The sequence below is a fragment of the Hymenobacter sp. H14-R3 genome (assembly GCF_030063445.1).
In the GTDB taxonomy this organism is placed as follows: domain Bacteria; phylum Bacteroidota; class Bacteroidia; order Cytophagales; family Hymenobacteraceae; genus Hymenobacter.
On the sequence record NZ_JASITD010000020.1, the window covers coordinates 80,391 to 96,296 of the forward strand.

14 protein-coding genes and 1 rRNA gene are annotated in these 15,906 nt (G+C 62.2%); 11 read left to right on the top strand and 4 right to left on the bottom strand.

Annotated elements, in window-relative coordinates:
• Window positions 1–15 precede the first annotated feature (15 nt).
• Complete coding sequence (locus QMK33_RS17210) at window positions 16–1,845, top strand: glycoside hydrolase family 10-like protein (RefSeq protein ID WP_283565854.1); 1,830 nt, start codon at window positions 16–18, stop codon at window positions 1,843–1,845.
• Window positions 1,846–2,021: 176 nt separating this feature from the next.
• Here the strand turns inward: QMK33_RS17210 and QMK33_RS17215 are convergent, their stop codons facing one another.
• Window positions 2,022–3,476 (bottom strand): Gfo/Idh/MocA family protein, encoded by a 1,455-nt coding sequence (locus QMK33_RS17215; RefSeq protein WP_283565855.1) that lies wholly within the window; start codon window positions 3,474–3,476, stop codon window positions 2,022–2,024.
• A 123-nt stretch (window positions 3,477–3,599) separates the two neighbouring features.
• On the opposite strand from QMK33_RS17215, the gene QMK33_RS17220 reads away from it, so the two are divergent.
• From QMK33_RS17220 to QMK33_RS17230, 3 genes are all read left to right on the top strand, one after another.
• Complete coding sequence (locus tag QMK33_RS17220; protein WP_283565856.1) at window positions 3,600–4,739, top strand: acyltransferase family protein; 1,140 nt, start codon at window positions 3,600–3,602, stop codon at window positions 4,737–4,739.
• Between the two features lie 151 nt (window positions 4,740–4,890).
• Window positions 4,891–5,694 carry a pyrroline-5-carboxylate reductase gene (gene proC, locus QMK33_RS17225; RefSeq protein WP_283565857.1) on the top strand — a complete coding sequence of 268 codons (804 nt, stop codon included), beginning with the start codon at window positions 4,891–4,893 and terminating at the stop codon, window positions 5,692–5,694.
• Between the two features lie 39 nt (window positions 5,695–5,733).
• Entirely contained in the window at window positions 5,734–6,378 is a 645-nt protein-coding gene (locus QMK33_RS17230) for an NAD-dependent epimerase/dehydratase family protein (RefSeq protein ID WP_283565858.1), read from the top strand.
• A gap of 137 nt (window positions 6,379–6,515) precedes the next feature.
• On the opposite strand, the gene QMK33_RS17235 is transcribed toward QMK33_RS17230, so the two are convergent.
• Together QMK33_RS17235 and QMK33_RS17240 are read right to left on the bottom strand one after the other, a co-directional pair.
• Window positions 6,516–6,827 (bottom strand): hypothetical protein, encoded by a 312-nt coding sequence (locus QMK33_RS17235; RefSeq protein WP_283565859.1) that lies wholly within the window; start codon window positions 6,825–6,827, stop codon window positions 6,516–6,518.
• A 96-nt stretch (window positions 6,828–6,923) separates the two neighbouring features.
• Window positions 6,924–7,205, bottom strand: coding sequence for a hypothetical protein (locus QMK33_RS17240; protein ID WP_283565860.1), 282 nt, complete (start codon window positions 7,203–7,205; stop codon window positions 6,924–6,926).
• Window positions 7,206–7,524: 319 nt separating this feature from the next.
• Here QMK33_RS17240 and QMK33_RS17245 point away from each other — a divergent pair, with 319 nt between their 5' ends.
• A complete protein-coding gene (locus QMK33_RS17245) occupies window positions 7,525–7,797 on the top strand; it encodes a hypothetical protein (RefSeq protein WP_283565861.1) in 273 nt (90 codons plus the stop codon).
• 73 nt (window positions 7,798–7,870) lie between these two features.
• Here QMK33_RS17245 and QMK33_RS17250 read toward each other — a convergent pair whose 3' ends face one another.
• A complete protein-coding gene (locus QMK33_RS17250) occupies window positions 7,871–9,283 on the bottom strand; it encodes an FAD/NAD(P)-binding protein (protein WP_283565862.1) in 1,413 nt (470 codons plus the stop codon).
• Window positions 9,284–9,373: 90 nt separating this feature from the next.
• On the opposite strand from QMK33_RS17250, the gene tsaB reads away from it, so the two are divergent.
• The 6 genes from tsaB to QMK33_RS17280 form a co-directional block, all read left to right on the top strand.
• Window positions 9,374–10,090 (top strand): tRNA (adenosine(37)-N6)-threonylcarbamoyltransferase complex dimerization subunit type 1 TsaB, encoded by a 717-nt coding sequence (gene tsaB / locus QMK33_RS17255; RefSeq protein WP_283565863.1) that lies wholly within the window; start codon window positions 9,374–9,376, stop codon window positions 10,088–10,090.
• Between the two features lie 74 nt (window positions 10,091–10,164).
• A complete protein-coding gene (locus QMK33_RS17260; protein WP_283565864.1) occupies window positions 10,165–10,692 on the top strand; it encodes a DUF2480 family protein in 528 nt (175 codons plus the stop codon).
• A gap of 110 nt (window positions 10,693–10,802) precedes the next feature.
• Entirely contained in the window at window positions 10,803–12,149 is a 1,347-nt protein-coding gene (locus QMK33_RS17265; RefSeq protein ID WP_283565865.1) for an APC family permease, read from the top strand.
• 66 nt (window positions 12,150–12,215) lie between these two features.
• Window positions 12,216–13,457, top strand: coding sequence for a hypothetical protein (locus QMK33_RS17270; protein WP_283565866.1), 1,242 nt, complete (start codon window positions 12,216–12,218; stop codon window positions 13,455–13,457).
• 249 nt (window positions 13,458–13,706) lie between these two features.
• Entirely contained in the window at window positions 13,707–14,981 is a 1,275-nt protein-coding gene (locus QMK33_RS17275) for a serine hydrolase (RefSeq protein WP_283565867.1), read from the top strand.
• A gap of 844 nt (window positions 14,982–15,825) precedes the next feature.
• Window positions 15,826–15,906: ribosomal RNA gene (locus QMK33_RS17280) — 16S ribosomal RNA — on the top strand; the annotation flags it as partial.

A 15,906-nucleotide genomic window follows, 5' to 3' on the forward strand; every position in this document is an offset into this window, starting at 1 on the left:
CCGTTCTTTGCGCTTGTGTTGAGTACTTGGTTTTCCTGCCCCCGCCGCTTTTTCTATTATCTCCTGTGCCTGCTGCCGCTGGCCCTGCACGCGCAAGCCCCACCCAGCCTCGGGGCCATTGCCGGTGAGGAGGACCTTCGCCCCGCCCCGCCCAAGCGCGAATTGCGCGGCTTCTGGGTGGCCACGGTGGCCAACATCGACTGGCCCAACCAGCGCGGCGAGGCCCCCGAGCACTACCGCCGCGAGTACCGCCGCCTGCTCGACGCCGGCCAGCGCGCCGGTCTCAACGCCGTGTTTGTGCAAATTCGGCCCGCCTCCGACGCCTTCTATAAGTCCGATTTAGAGCCCTGGAGCAAGTACCTCACCGGCCGCCAGGGCAAGGCCCCCGGCGAGAACGACGACCCGCTGCCCTTCCTCATTGCCGAGGCGCACCGGCATAATATGGAGTTCCATGCTTGGTTCAACCCCTACCGGGCCACCATGGACACGGTAACGCGCTCGCTGGCCTCGCTGCACCCGTATAAGCGTCATCCTGAGTGGTTTATCAAGTATTCCAAGCAGTACCTCTACAACCCCGGCCTGCCGGCGGTGCGCGACCATATTCGGCGCGTGATTATGGATGTGGTGCGGCGCTATGATATTGACGGCGTGCACTTTGACGACTACTTCTACCCGTATCCTGAGGTGGGCGTGGTGTTTCACGATGAGCAGGCGTTCCAGAACCAGAACCCCGATAACTTGGCCCTGGCCGACTGGCGGCGGCAGAACGTGAACATCCTCATCCGCGACCTGCACGACAGCATTCAGTCGGCCAAGCGATGGGTGAAATTCGGCATTTCGCCCTTCGGCGTGTGGATGAATAAGAGCGCCGACCCCAACGGCTCCGACACCCGCGCCGGCCAGCCCAGCTACTCCAACCTGTACGCCGACTCACGCCTGTGGCTGCAAAAAGGCTGGGTCGATTACATTTTGCCGCAGCTGTATTGGAGCACTAAGTTCCGGCTGGTGCCCTACGCCGCGCTGCTGGAGTGGTGGACGCGTAACCACTTCAACCGCCACCTCTACATCGGCCACGGTACCTACCGGATGCTCGAAAGCACCCGCTCCGACACCGCCTGGCGCAACCCGCGCGAGCTGCTGCGCCAGGTGCGCCTCAACCGCGACTACCCCAGTGATGTGCAGGGCAGCGTATTCTTCTCAGCTAAGTCAGTAGCTACCAATCCGTTGCACACTACCGATTCGCTGCGCCGCGATGCCTACCGCGCCCCGGCCCTGGTGCCCGTGATGCCCTGGCTCGACAGCCTGGCCCCGCGCCCGGTGCGCGAGCTGGTGCTCAACCGCCTGGGCCACACCGCCACCCTCACCTGGCAGCCCAGCCTCGTGCCCGCCGCCGACGGCGACCTGGCCACCTACTACGTGCTCTACCGCTTCGAGCGCGGCCAGGTGATGGGCCCCAACGACCCGCGCCGCATTCTCACCATCATCCGGCCCAGCGGCCCGCCCCAGCCCGCCACCTTCGCCGACACCACCGCCGAGCCCGGCGTGGCCTACGCCTACTACCTCACCGCCGTCGACCGCCTGCACAACGAAAGTCCGCCGGTCCGCATCTTCACCGAAGGCAAGCTGCCCGTCGAAACGCTGGCCGCCGCGCCGCCCGCCCAGGCCCCGCCAGTAGCCGCCGCTACGCGCCCCGCGCCGCGGCCGACCGTAGCCGTGGTGCCGGGCCCCCGCCCGCAGGCCCGCCCCGCGGTGCCGAGCCCGGCAGAGGTAACCAAGGTGAAAGTCAAGGAAAAGGAAAAGCCCCGGCGGCGCGGCTTCTTCGCGCGGCTGTTTGGGCTGAAGTAGGAGGGCTGGCTCGCCTTCCGGGTAACCCCACCCCCTAGCCCCCTCCCCTCCGGGAGAGGGGGAACTAGCTCTAAATCTAGTTTTTAAATAAGGCTTTAGAAACTAAAAACTAGTCCCCCCTCTCCCGGAGGGGAGGGGGCTAGGGGGTGGGGTTACCCGGAGGGTGAGCTAAAAACCTACCCCAATTTCCAGCCCGCCCGGTAATCGCGCTTCACAAACTGGTTTACCTCCTCCAGGTTGGTGATGCGCATCTGCTGGTTGTCCCAGAGCAGCTTGAGGCCGCGGCCGGGGTAGTCGAAGCCCTGGCCCGCGGCCTTGGGGCGCCGGAGGTCGTAGCCGCGCACGGCCAGGTTGGCCATGAGCAGGGCTTCGGTGAGCGGGCCGGCCGTTTCGAAGGGTGAGCTGACCGGCATTTTGCCGTAGCTGGCCAGGCAGGCTTCTACCCACTGGCCGTAGTGGCCGTTGGCCTGGCCGGGCACGCGGGCCAGCGTTTGGGGCACGTGCACCTCCTGGTTGCGCGAGAGGGGCAGCAGGCGCGGGTCGGCCCCGTAGGTGCTGGCCATCATCTTGCCCTTGTCGCCGATGAAGAGCGTGCCATTGCCACCGTCGCCAAACAGCTCGTTGGCCCCCAGCTCATCAGGGCGCTCGGGCTGAATGCCGCCGTCCATCCAATGCACCGTTACGTCGTGCTGCGTTTTATTGGTCTTTGGAAACGTGAGCGTAACGTGGCTGCTCGGCGGGCAGCTCTCGGGGAAGAAACCGCGCTTGAACTCATCCACGTACACGCTGCCCACGCTGGCCTGCACTGCATTGGCATACTGCAAGTTAAGTACCTTGAAGGGTGCTTCCATGAGGTGGCAGCCCATGTCGCCGAGCGCGCCGGTGCCGTAGTCCCACCAGCCGCGCCAGTTGAAGGGTACCAGCTTATCCACGTAGTCGCGCTGGGGCGCGGTGCCCAGCCACAGGTCCCAATCGAGCTCGGTGGGCGGCGTCATTTTGGTGGTGGGCCAGGCAATGCCCTGGGGCCACACCGGGCGGTCGGTCCAGCAGTACACGGTGTGCACCTCGCCGATGGTGCCCGCGTCGTACCACTCCTGCAACTGCCGCACGCCGTCGTTCGAGCCACCCTGGTTGCCCATCTGGGTCACCACTTTGTAGCGCTTGGCCGCCTCCGTGAGCGTGCGCGCCTCGTATATGTCGTGGGTCAGCGGCTTCTGCACGTACACGTGCTTGCCCAGCTGCATGGCCGCCAGCGTGGTAATAGCGTGGTTATGGTCGGGCGTCGATACCGATACCGCATCGAAGTGCTTGTGCTCCTTGTCAAACAGCTTGCGCCAATCCTTGTGGTAGCTGGCCTGCGGAAAGGCCTTGCGCGAGTTAGCCGCCCGGCGGTCGTCCACGTCGCAGAGGTAGGCAATGCGGGCCTTGCCGGTCTTGGCAAAGGACGCGATGTCGCTCTCGCCCTTGCCGCCCACGCCCACGCAGGCAATCACCAGCTGGTCGCTGGGCGCGGTGTAGCCCTTGCCCCCGAGCACGAAGCGCGGCAAAATGAGAATGCCGGCCGTGGCGGCCGTGCCCTGTTTAATAAAATTGCGGCGAGACGTATCGGTGGTTTCGGGTAGCTGGCTCATGGGCAATTGGTTGAGTGGGAAAGGTGGGCAAAAGGTAAGCAGAAAGTGAGAGTTAGCTAACCTGCGGCCCAGCTACGCAGCGCCCGCAGTTACTTTGCGCCCGCACCCTTTGCCTCGCCACCCATGCGCCCCGTCGATTCCCCTCTTCCCGCCCGCCTGGTTTCGCTCGACGTATTTCGGGGCCTCACCGTGATGCTGATGGTAGTGGTGAACAACCCCGGCGACTGGGGCCACATCTACCCGCCCCTGGAGCACGCCGAGTGGAACGGCTGCACGCCCACCGACCTTGTGTTCCCGTTCTTTCTCTTCATCGTGGGTGTGAGCCTGGCCTATGCCCTGGCCGGGGCCCGGCGCAGCGGCGCGCCCACCAGGCCGGTGCTGGCGCGGGTGGCGCGCCGGGCGGGTATTTTGTTCAGCCTGGGCGTGCTCACCTCCCTCTACCCGCACTTCGATTTTGCCACGGTGCGCATCATGGGCGTGTTGCAGCGCATTGCGCTGGTGTACCTGGGCACCAGCTGCATTTATCTGCTAACCGGCTGGCGCATGCAGGCTATCCTGTTGATAACCTTGTTGATAACGTATGCCTTGCTCATGCAGCTGGCCCCCGTGCCCGGCTTCGGCCCTGCCAACTTGGCGCCCACCACCAACCTCGGGGCCTGGCTCGACCGTACCGTTTTCACCGAAGCCCACCTCTGGCAAACCTCCCGCACCTGGGACCCCGAGGGCCTGCTCGGTACCCTGCCCGCGCTGGGCACCGGGCTGCTGGGCCTGCTGGCCGGCCAGTGGCTGCGCTGGCCCGGCCCCGCGCCCGTGGCCAAGCCGCTGGGCCTGGCGCTGGCCGGCGCGCTCGCCGTAGTGGCGGGCCTCGTCTGGAGCACCTGGTTTCCCATCAACAAAGCGCTGTGGACGAGCTCCTACGTGCTCTTCACGGGTGGGCTGGCGCTGGGGCTGCTGGCGCTGCTCTACTGGCTCTGCGATGTGCGCAGCTACCGGCGCGGGCTGGGGCCGGTGCTGGCATTTGGGGTTAATGCGATAGCGGTATTTTTCTTCTCGGCTATCCTCTCGCGCACCTTCGGTTTGGTGCGGCTGCCAGGTCCGGCCGGCCGGCCGCTGGGCTTCAAAGAATGGCTCTACGAGGGCGGCATTGCCCCGTTTTTCAGCAACCCGCGCCAGGCGTCGCTGGCCGGCGCGGTAGTATGTTTGCTTATCTGGCTGGCCGTGCTCAGCTGGCTGCGCCGCCAAAACTGGGTCTGGAAAGTATAAAACGTTCCCTTTGCAGCGAAGTTGCATGAGGTAATAACGCCAAATTGCATCGTAGTTGCAATAAAGATAACTGTCTGTTAATCAACACTTATTGGGGCTAAGTGGCGAGTGCCTCGCGTATACTTGGCCGCCTAGCTAGCTTACTCAGGGTATGAAAATTCTCATCATCGGTGGCGGCAACATGGGCCTGACCTACGCCCGCAGCTTTGTGCGCGCCCACATCACCTCGCGGCTCGACCTGCGCCTGCTGGCCCGCTCGCCCGAGCGCGTGGCCGCCTTGGCCGCCCACGAAATCGGCACCGTGTGGGGCCAGCCGCAAGACTGCGTGCCGGGCGCCGATATCATCATCCTGGCCGTGAAGCCCCAGGATTCGGGGGCGCTGTTTGAGACATTGCGCGGCCTCGTGCAGCCCCAGCAAGTAGTGCTCAGCATCATGGCCGGTGTGCGCATTGCCACCCTGCGCGAGGCCCTGGGCACGCCCAAAATCATCCGGGCTATGCCCAACCTGCCCGCCCAAATCGGCATGGGGATGACGGCCTTCACCAGCACCGACGAGGTGAGCCGCGCCGAGCTGGTACAGGTGCAAAACCTGCTCAGCACCACCGGCAAAACGGTGTACGTGGAGCAGGAAAGCGCCATTGACGCCAGCACCGCCATCTCGGGCAGCGGCCCCGCCTACGTGTACTACTGCATGGAAGCCCTGATGGCCGCCGCCGCCCAAATGGGTTTTGCCCCCGCCGAGGCCGAGCTGCTGGTGAGCCAAACGTTTCGGGGCGCGGTGGAGCTCTATAGCCAGGCCGGCCTCAGCTGCCAGGAATGGATTGCCCGCGTGGCCTCCAAGGGCGGTACCACTGAGGCCGCCATGCAGGCCTTCGGCAGCGGGGCCGTGCGTGAGGGCCTCATGGCCGGAGCCGAGGCTGCCCGCGCCCGCGCCGAAGAGCTGGGCAAGCGCTAATTTATAAAGTTAACTAATTTATTTATAAGCAGTTGCGTTATGAAGAAGACAGCTTTACTCGCGGGCGCTACCGGGCTCATTGGTAGTACTTTACTGCCGCTGCTGCTGGCCTCCGACCGCTACGCCAAGGTAATTGTGGTGGGCCGCCGCCCGGTGGCCACCCAGCACCCCAAACTCACCCAAGTAGTAGTAGACCTGGGCGACCTGGAAACCGAGCGCCTGCGCCTCATCGCCGATGACGTGTTTTGCTGCCTGGGCACTACCATCAAGCAAGCGGGCTCGCGCGAGGCATTCTACAAAGTTGATTTTCTGTATGTTGTGCAGCTGGCGGCGCTCACGGCAGCCAATTTCGCAGCGCAGTTCCTGGTGGTGTCGTCGCTGGGGGCCGATGCCAGCTCGCGCGTTTACTACAGCCGCGTAAAGGGCGAAATGGAGGAAGCCGTGCAGCAAGTGCCCTTCCGGGCCATCCATATTTTCCGGCCCTCGCTGCTGCTGGGCGACCGCGCCCAGCCCCGCCTCGGCGAGCGCCTGGGCGCAGCCGTGCTGGCGCTGGTACGCCCGCTGCTGCGCGGCGGCTGGCGCAAGTACCGGCCCGTAGCCGCCGCTACCGTGGCCCAGGCCATGCTGCGCGCCGCCCAAGACGACGGCGGCGGACTGCGAATTCATGACTTTGACATGCCATAACCCAGCTTCTAAAGGAACCAGACGCAGCACGCTAGAAGAAGGGCATTCGCTGGCTTCCCGTTGTTAAAATGCTAAGAAGCCCCTGATAGACAGTGCTATCAGGGGCTTCTTAGTAAATAACCGGGGCTACGCAAAGCCTACCAGCGGCGACCATGCCCGTGCCCGTAGCCGCGGCCATAGTGCACGGGGCGAGGCGCATAGTACACCGGGCGCGGGGCATAGTACACGGGGCGCGGCGCGTAGTACGCCGGGGCCGGGGCATAGTATACCGGAGCCGGTGCATAGTAAACGGGGGGTGGCGGGGCCACCACTACGGGGGCCGCGCGTGGGTAATAGCCGCGGCCGTAATAAGGCTGGCCGATTCGGGCGCTAATAACGACCTGGGCCGAAGCAGTACCTACGCTGAGCAAGCCCAGCAACAACGCAAACAACATGGGGCGGAAACGCATGGCTTGTTCGTGCCGAAGCACGCGGTTAGGAGGGTGAGAAAAGGAAGGAGTTACTTGTAGAAAAGCGCAATTGGCAACGAGCCGGGCAGTGCGGGCCTAGCGTCCACGACGACCGCCGTAGTGCCCACCGCCGTAGCCGCCCCGGTTGCCACCACCGTAGTAACCGCGGCCCCCGCCGCCGTGGTAGCCCCGGTCGCCGCCGCCGTAGTAGTTGCCGCGGTAAATCGGCCGCGCCGGGGTGATAATAACCGGCCGGGGCGCGTAGTAGCGCGGCCCGTAGTAGCTGGGGCCATAGTACGGATAGGGCGCGCCCACGCTGGCGCCGGCATACACGCCAGGAGCACAGCTACTCAGGCCCAAGCCCAAAAGCAGAAACAAGGAAAAAAACAAATTGCGACGCATAGTAGGGCAGGAGCCGAGGCCCCCGGTTTAGAGTTGCTTGGAACAACGTTTGGTTGGACAACACACGCCGCGGGAGGTTTAATTTCCGTAGCATTTATTGGCCTGGCAACGTCAATCATTAGCCAGCACTGCTGAATGAGATATTGCCAAAACCTTGCCAAAAAAGTGGCCTGTTATCTTCGATTTTATTACCCGTTAATACCTTATAATTCAGTAGATTATAAAAATGTCTAAATGAATCAAAATCACCCCGGCAGCGTTACATAAGCAGCCAATAACCTGCCCTGCCGCCTTTATGAAAAACCCCGCCGATTACCTGTCCAGCCGCGTGTTTGAAGCCCGCCGCCCCCGCCGCGAATTGCAGCCCGTAGTAGCGTACACCGACGCCGTGCAGGCCATTGAGCAGGCCCTGGCCGATGCCGAGAAGTATAAATATTTGCTGATGCGCGCCCTGCGCCGCCACCACGACGAGCTAGCCGATGTTGCTCCCCTAACCGTTGTTCCGGCCAGCCCCGACGCGACGCGCGTACTGCCGCTCTATCCCGCTGGCTTGCCCCTGGCTGCCTAAGACCACCAGCCAGTTTTGCGCGTAAAAGAGCCGCCCTGGGTTAGCCCGGGGCGGCTCTTTTACGCGCAAAATATCAGGGTTGTGTGGCTTGGTAACGCTGAATCAGCACGGCCGCCAGCGCCACCGCCTGCTGGCGCAGTTCCGGCACGGCCGTCGATTCAAAGGACTGCGGCCGCCGGCTGGCCCCGAGCGTAAACAGCCCCCCGGCGCTGGGTTGCCCATCGAGGCCGAGCAGCGCGCCCGTGGCATCGGTAGTAATGCCTAGCCGCAAGGGGTCGGGGGTGAGGCAGCCATCGGCGCGCAGCTGCTGCACCAGCGGCACTTGCAGCCGGCTGTAGTCGGCCAGCGGCCCGGTGCAGCAAATAACGTGGTTAGCTGTCAGGTAAGTAGTTGGCCCCCCGGCTTGCGCCACGCCCACGCGCAGGCTGGCCCCGGCGGGTACTATTTCCACCGCCCGGCCCGCCAGGGTTTGCAGCCGGCCGCTGGCGGTCAGCTCTTCCAGCGCTGCCGCGCCGCTGGGCGCAATGCGATGCCGCACCTGCGACCACCGCCCCGCCAAATGCCGCAGAAACCGCGCCTGCTCGGCCACTGGCCAACCGGCCCAGATGCGGCCCAGGTCGGGCCGCAAAGCATCAATAACTGCCCGCCAACCAATGCCTTGCGCAGCGGCCAGTGCCACGTGTCGGCGCACGCTGCGCAGCACGCCGGCCACGGTAGTTTCGGAAGCCAGTGCTGCATAAAAACCGGGGTAAGTCGGCGCGCTTGCGGGGCCGTGGGCGGCGGGCCAGCGCCCGCGCCGCGCCACTACCTGCACCAGGCCGCGGTGGCCCTGGGCACGCAGGGCCAGCAGCATATCCACGGCCGTGAGGCCCGCGCCAATGAGCACCACCACCTCATCGGGGCCAATGCGGGCGAGCGTATCCGCCGCCCAGGGGTCGGCGTGGTAGCCGGGGTGGTGCAGGTAGCGGTGGTCGGGCCCGGTGGGCGGCGGCGGCGGAAAGTTGCCCAGCGCCAGCACCACCGCGTGGCTGAGCAGCGTGCGGCCATCGGCCAGCTGCACGGCCCGGCGGCCGTCGGGCAGCAGCGGCGCAGCCAGCGCTGTGGTAGGGTAGTGGGTGATTGTTAGCTTATTACCCGAGTCATTGGCGACGGCGGCCAGCTCCTGCGCCAGGTAGCGGCCATACGTAGCGCGGCAGGCAAACTCGGGCACGCCCGCGGCTGCCTCGGGCTGCCGGGCCAGCCAGGCGGCAAAGTGCCCTGGGTCGTCGGCCCAGGCGCTGAGATTGCCGGGCCGCACGTTGAGCAGCAGCTCGGGCCACGGGGCCGAGTAGGCCAGGCCGGGGCCGGGCGCGGCGCGCGGCTCTACCAGCGCTATTTCGAGGGGTAGCTGCCCGGCTTGCCGCGCCAGGTGCCGCGCCAGCGCCGTGCCCGCAAAGCCGCCGCCCACAATGGTAATAACGTAAGGAACAGGCGCAAGCGTAGGCATGGGTGGGTAGTAAAATGGCTTCGGACTTACGGCCGCGTTGCGGGCGGGTTTGCAAATAACTCCCAATCGGCCGGAACTTGCCGCTTACTTATGTCCAAGCTCCTGCTTTCGCTCGAAACCTCGTCGCCCATTTGCGCCGTGGCCCTGCACCACCTGGCCGACGGCCGCCTGCTCGGCCAAGCCGAATTGCGCCTCGAAAAGTCGCATTCCACCCACCTCACCGTGCTCATCGAGCAGCTGGTGGCCAACACCGGCCACACCCTGGCCGACCTCGCCGCCGTGGCCCTCAGCGATGGCCCCGGCTCCTACACCGGCCTGCGCATTGGGGCGGCCGCCGCCAAGGGCCTGTGCTTTGCTCTCGATGTGCCGCTGCTGGCCGTGGGCACGCTGCCCGCGCTGGCTCACCAGGTAGCCGCTCGCACGCCCCATGCCAGCAGATGGCTCTACTGCCCCATGCTTGATGCCCGCCGCCAGGAGGTATACACTGCCCTCTACCAGGCGGATGGTGCCGAAGTGCTGGCTCCCAATAACTTAGTGCTCGATGCCGATGCGTTGCCCCAGCAGCTAGCCGAACAATTAGCCTGCTATTCGTTGTTGTGCTTTGGGTCAGGCGCCGCAAAATTGCAAGCGCTGCTGCCCGATAATCCGCAGTTGGATTTCCTGGCCAATGTGCAGCCCTCTGCCGTGAGCATCGGCGAGCTAGCATTGGCCGCTTACCACCGCCAGCAATTTCAGGATGTGGCGTATTATGAGCCGTTTTACCTGAAAGAAGTTTACACCACCACCCCGAAATCAGCTAACAGTTAACAAGTATCATTTACCAAGCTAAATTGCTTTTTAAGTGGCTGTTAAGTGTTGATTGATACTTGTTAACTGAAACCATGGAGCCTCTTTTTGTAAACCGCGTCGTCGCATCCGGCCTCGTTACGCTCAACCTGGAAGAATACATCCACCCCGGCGACCGCGTGGTGTACGACATCAAGGACAACCTTTTCCACGGCCTGATGCTGCGCGAAAAGGACTTCCGCGAGTTCGTCAAAACCCACGACTGGGCCCAGTACGACGGCCAAAACGTAGCCATCATCTGCTCGGCCGATGCCATTGTGCCTACCTGGGCTTATATGCTGCTGGCCAGTAAGTTACAGGGCCATGCCAACCGCTACGTATTCGGCAACGAGGAAGCCCTGGAGCAGTCGCTCTTCGAAGAAGCCATCGCCGGCATCAACCCCGCCGACTACGAAGGCGCCAAGCTGGTTATCAAAGGCTGCGGCGAAAAGCCGGTGCCCACCTTCGCCTACGTGGCCATTATGCAGCGCCTGCTGCCCGTGGCCGCCAGCGTCATGTATGGCGAGCCGTGCAGCACCGTGCCCCTCTATAAAAAGCCCAAAGCCGCCGTAGCCGCCGAGTAAGCTCGCCGCTGCGCCACGCCAGCGCCCGGCCCACTACCCGGTTGGGTGGTGGGCCGGGCGCTGGCGTGGCGCATGCCACGAGTTGGTTTCCCAGCCCGACCTTTGCCGGCGTGCCAACTCAACCTTACCAGATAAACTTTCGCACCGGGGCCTCCATCGTTATCGCTAACATGGTCGGCACCGGCGTTTTTACCAGCCTCGGCTTCCAGATAATGGGCATTCAAAGCGGCTTCGCACTGCTGATGCTCTGGGTGGTGGGCGGCCTCATTGCCCTGTGTGGGGCCGTGAGCTACGGCGAGCTGGCCGCCGCCATGCCCCGCTCGGGTGGCGAGTATCACTACCTCAGCCAGATATACCACCCGGCGTTGGGCTTTCTTTCGGGCTGGGTATCGGCCACGGTGGGCTTTGCCGCGCCCACGGCGCTGGCTGCGCTGGCCCTGGCCCAGTACGCCCAAAGCGTGTGGCCCGCCCTCACCGCGCCGCTGCTGGCGGGCACGGCCTTCACCGGCGCTACTGCGTTGGCCGTGGGGGTGGTGCTGGCCCTGGCCGTGGTGCACGGCCGCAGCACCCGCGCTGGTAGCCGCTTGCAGGTAATCATCACGGCCATCAAAGTACTTGTCCTAGTGGCGTTTATCGCGGCGGGCCTGTTCATGGGTCAGCCGCAGCCGCTGCGCTTTGCCCCCGCGGCGGCCGACTGGCGCGTGCTGCTCAGCCCCGTGTTTGCCGTGTCGCTGGTGTATGTCAGCTACGCCTACTCAGGCTGGAACGCCGCCGTGTACCTCACCGGCGAAATCGAGAACCCGCAGCGCAACCTCTCGCGCATCCTGCTCACCGGCACCGCCGTGGTACTCCTGTTATATGTGGGGCTGAATTACGTGTTTCTGCGCGCCACGCCGCTGGGCGTGCTCAAGGGCCAGGTCGAGGTGGGCTACCTGGCGGCCAGCTGGCTGTTTGGCCCCGTGGCGGGCCGCCTCACCGGGGCCGTTATTGCGGCGCTGCTCGTATCTACCATCAGCGCCATGGTTTTTGCCGGCCCCCGCATTGTGCAAACGATGGGGGAAGACCTGCCCGCCCTGCGCTGGCTGGCCGTGCGTAGCGCCGCTGGCATTCCGGTGCGGGCACTTATTTTGCAGGTGGCTATTACGCTGATATTTATCCTGAAACCCGATTTTAAGGCCGTATTAGTCTACGCGGGCTTCGTGCTCAATCTCTTCACTTTTCTCACGGTGCTGGGTGTGTTTGTGCTGCGCTGGCGGCAGCCCGAGCTGCCGCGCCCCTACCGTGCCTGGGGCTACCCGCTCACGCCGTTGCTTTTCCTGGTCCTCAGCGCCTGGACGCTCGTTTTCATCATCAAGGATAAACCCACCGAGTCGCTCTACGGCCTGGCTACCGTGGCAGGCGGGCTGTTGGTTTATTCTATTGTTCAAAAGCTCGGGTCGGCTTCCCGGCCGGCCTAAGCACTTCTCCTACTCATTCACCCGTTCTGCCACTGGCGCTCTACTGCGCCCGGCTATTCTTTCCCTATGCGCCTTTCGCTACTTGCCCTCGTGCCGGCCTTCGGGCTGCTGGCCGCTTGCTCCGACTCCACCACCGAGCAGCACGCCACCACCAAAATCGAAACCATGGCCGACACGGCCAACAAAGTATCGCCCGCCGCTGCTACGGATAGTGTTGGTAGTCAAAAAACTAGCTCGGTTACTGTTGCGCTTGCTCCCGATACCGCTGGCGTGCAGAGCGTGGCCAACTACCTCGCCGGCCTGCCACCCCTAGCTGGCACTCCGCTCGCCACCCAGGCGGCGAAGCCAGCCTGGCAAGCCTTCGCCGCCGACCAGGATAAAAGCTGGGCCAAGTACCAAGCCACCCATACTACTCCCATGAACAAATGGGCCGCCACCGAGCTCGACTCGGTGCGCCAGGCTACCTCCACGCTGTTTTACCCCTTCAGCGGCCCCGATTTCCTGAATGCCTTCACCCTGTTTCCCACGGCCAGTACCTACGTCATGTTTGGCCTGGAGCCCGTGGGCAGCGTCCCCAGCCGCACCAACCTGAAAAACCCTGCCGTCCTGCCAGCCGTTAAAAAATCGCTCTGGTCAGTGCTGAATTTCAGCTTTTTCCGCACCAACGACATGGCCCTCGACCTCAAATCGATGCACCTCGATGGGGCCGTGCCGCTCATTATGCTCTTCGCCGCCCGCACCGACAATCACCTCCAGTCGGTGCGCCCCGTGCAGCTCGACGCTCAGGGGCAGCTCCACTACCTTGCCGATACCACCAGCGCCCCTAATGCCAACGCCATTCCCGGCGCCGAGCTAAAGCTACAAGCCGCCGACGGCACCGAAAAAACCATCTACTATTTCTCCGCCGACCTTAGCGACCATAAGCTCGCTACCAAAAGCGCCCCGCTAGCCTACGTGCGCAGTCTCGGCCCCCTCACCACCTACGTGAAATCGGCTACCTACCTCATGCACAAGTTGTATTTCTCCAAAATCCGCAACCTGGTGCTAGAGCGCAGCAACTACCTGCTGCAAGACGATAGCGGCGTGGCCATGAAGTATTTCCCCAAAAGCACGTGGCAATTCACCTACTACGGCACTTACCGTCGCCCCATCAACCTCTTCGCCAAGCAATACCAGCCCGAGCTAACCACCGCCTACCACGACAGCCTGCACCACGCCCGCCCGCTCCCCTTCGGCACCGGCTACAACTGGCGCCAAACCGACAGCAACCTGTTGCTGGCAAAACGCCACCCGGCCCTCGCCAAGTAGCCCGCGCGTTGCCGCGCGCAAGCACCTTGCATTGGCTCGCCTGCTACTATGCTCAACCTCACACAATAAGGTAGTAAAAGCAGGGTAGGGGAGAAGCCAGACTCAACCACCCACAACCCCTGCGCAGCCGTGGCTTTCTGTCTTCTTTTCGGAGACGCAGCGCCCGAAGCAGCTGCGGCCGGCTAAGGAGGCGCTCCCGCAAGAAGGCCGTGATAAAAACTATCACGGCCTTCCTTATTATATAACAGTATGAAAACGCCCACCTCTATGAAGCCTATCCTCGTCCTGCTTGCCTATCTATTTATTACCACCACCCAGGCCCAAACCACCCCGTACCCCGATTCCCCCCTCCTCGACAGCTTGCTCCATACCAGCCCAGCTCTGGCTAAGGTGCTCAGCCACCCCGCCACCTATCAGCTTCAGATTATCTATACTCAAATCAACCGCGACGCCCACAACGTGCCGCACTTCACCCAACACACCTACCACCTCAACCCCCGCCAGTACTTCAACCCCGCCAGTTTAGTCAAGCTCCCCGTCGCGCTGCTAACCCTCGAAAAGATTCACACGCTACCCACTTCTATTACTAAGAGTACCACCATGTCTACCGGCACTGCCTGGCACTGCCAAACGCCCATTCCTTTCGCCGCTCTCGCCGACTCCAGCCGCCGGGCCACCGTGGGCAACTACATCAAGCGGATGCTGCTCGTCAGCGATAACCTCGCCTATAATCGCCTCTACGAGTTCCTCGGCCAAAAGCAGCTAAACGACCGCCTCCAACAGCTTGGCTACGCTGGCAGCCGCATCGTGCGCCGCTTTGCTCCCTGCGACACCGCTGCCAACCGCCACACCAATCCCATCGCCTTCCACACCCTCGCAGGCGACACAGTATATAAGCAGCCCGCCCAAACCAACCCCCGCACCCCCGCGCCCCCACTGGGGGCCATCTTCGTCGGCCGCGCCTACCAGGCCGGCGGCCGCGTCATTGCCCGCCCCTACGAGTTCACTACCGCCAACAACCTCCCCCTGCCCGATATCACTGCCCTGCTCCAAACTGCCCTCTTCCCCGAGTCCGTTCCCGCTCCCCAGCGCCCCCAGCTCACCCCCCCCGACTACGCCTTCCTCCGTCAATACCTCCACCTCACGCCCCACGGCAGCCAGTTCTCCCCCTACACTAGTCCCAAGTACTTCGACGCCTACAAAAAATACCTCTATTACGGTCGCCGCCCCGAAGCCCAACCCCAGCCCGGCCTCCGCATTTTCAACATTGTGGGCATGTCGCACGGCTACCTCGCCGACGTAGCCTACTTTGCCGACTCCCTCCACCAGTCCGAATTTCTGCTCAGCGCTGTACTCTATGTCAACCAAAACGGCGTTCTCAACGACGGCACCTACGAATACGATACCATCGGGGAGCCCTTCCTGGCCCAACTCGGCCAGCTCTTCTACCAGTACGAAGCCCGCCGCCCCCGCCCATTTGCCCCCAACTTGGCCCTTTTCTTCCAGCCCGACCCCAAACCCTAAAATATCTTCTCCCGTAGAGGGCCAGCTAACTGCCTGACTTGCACCGCACCCGCCCCCAAGCCATCTTACCTGGCCCGCTTCACACCCCATAATTCTCTCGCCCCACGCACAAAAGGACGCTACCCGGCGTACTTTTGCATTCCCAAATCGAACGGACGCGGGTAACAATGAAAGGCACTGAAAATAAAACTTCAAACTCTTTCGATAATTCAAAAATCCTGGTTGTAGCTTTGCATCCCGTTTAATACACGGCCAACTAGAAGCAAAAAAACAAAAGCTGAAAAGCTAATTTTTTTTCGCCTAATATTTGGAAAAATAGAAAAAAACACTACCTTTGCACTCCCAAACAGATTAAGAGGTAGCGAAACATCAAAAACATCTGATTGTTTATCAGTAAGTTGCCTATCAAAAACCCATTTAATAGGAGTGGGTAAGACTTGAAGATCCTACTGAGAATTTTTAAAAATTTTCGGTTTCAATTTTGAAAGTCAAAAAATCTCCTTATCTTTGCAGAATGCTTCAATCGGAAGCAAAAACTAGAAAGTTAAAAATAAAAAACTTTAAAAAGCTTTACTCTTAAACTTGGAAAGAGAGAAAAGATTCTTACCTTTGCAATCCCAATTAAAACAGGGTGTCGTAACGGACAAGAAAACGAGCTGCTAAACAAGCTCACTAAGTTACTTCGATTGGAAGCAACAAACGTTCTTTGAATGATTGGAAAAGACAAATGGTAAGTATGCTTACGTAAGTAAGCAGAAACGTAACATTGAAATTAAACTCGTTAATACGAGTCGGATTAGCACTCGACATCGTTCCTACTTAGGTAGTGAATTTGGAATATTTTACAATGGAGAGTTTGATCCTGGCTCAGGATGAACGCTAGCGGCAGGCCTAATACATGCAAGTCGAACGGTGGTAGCAATAC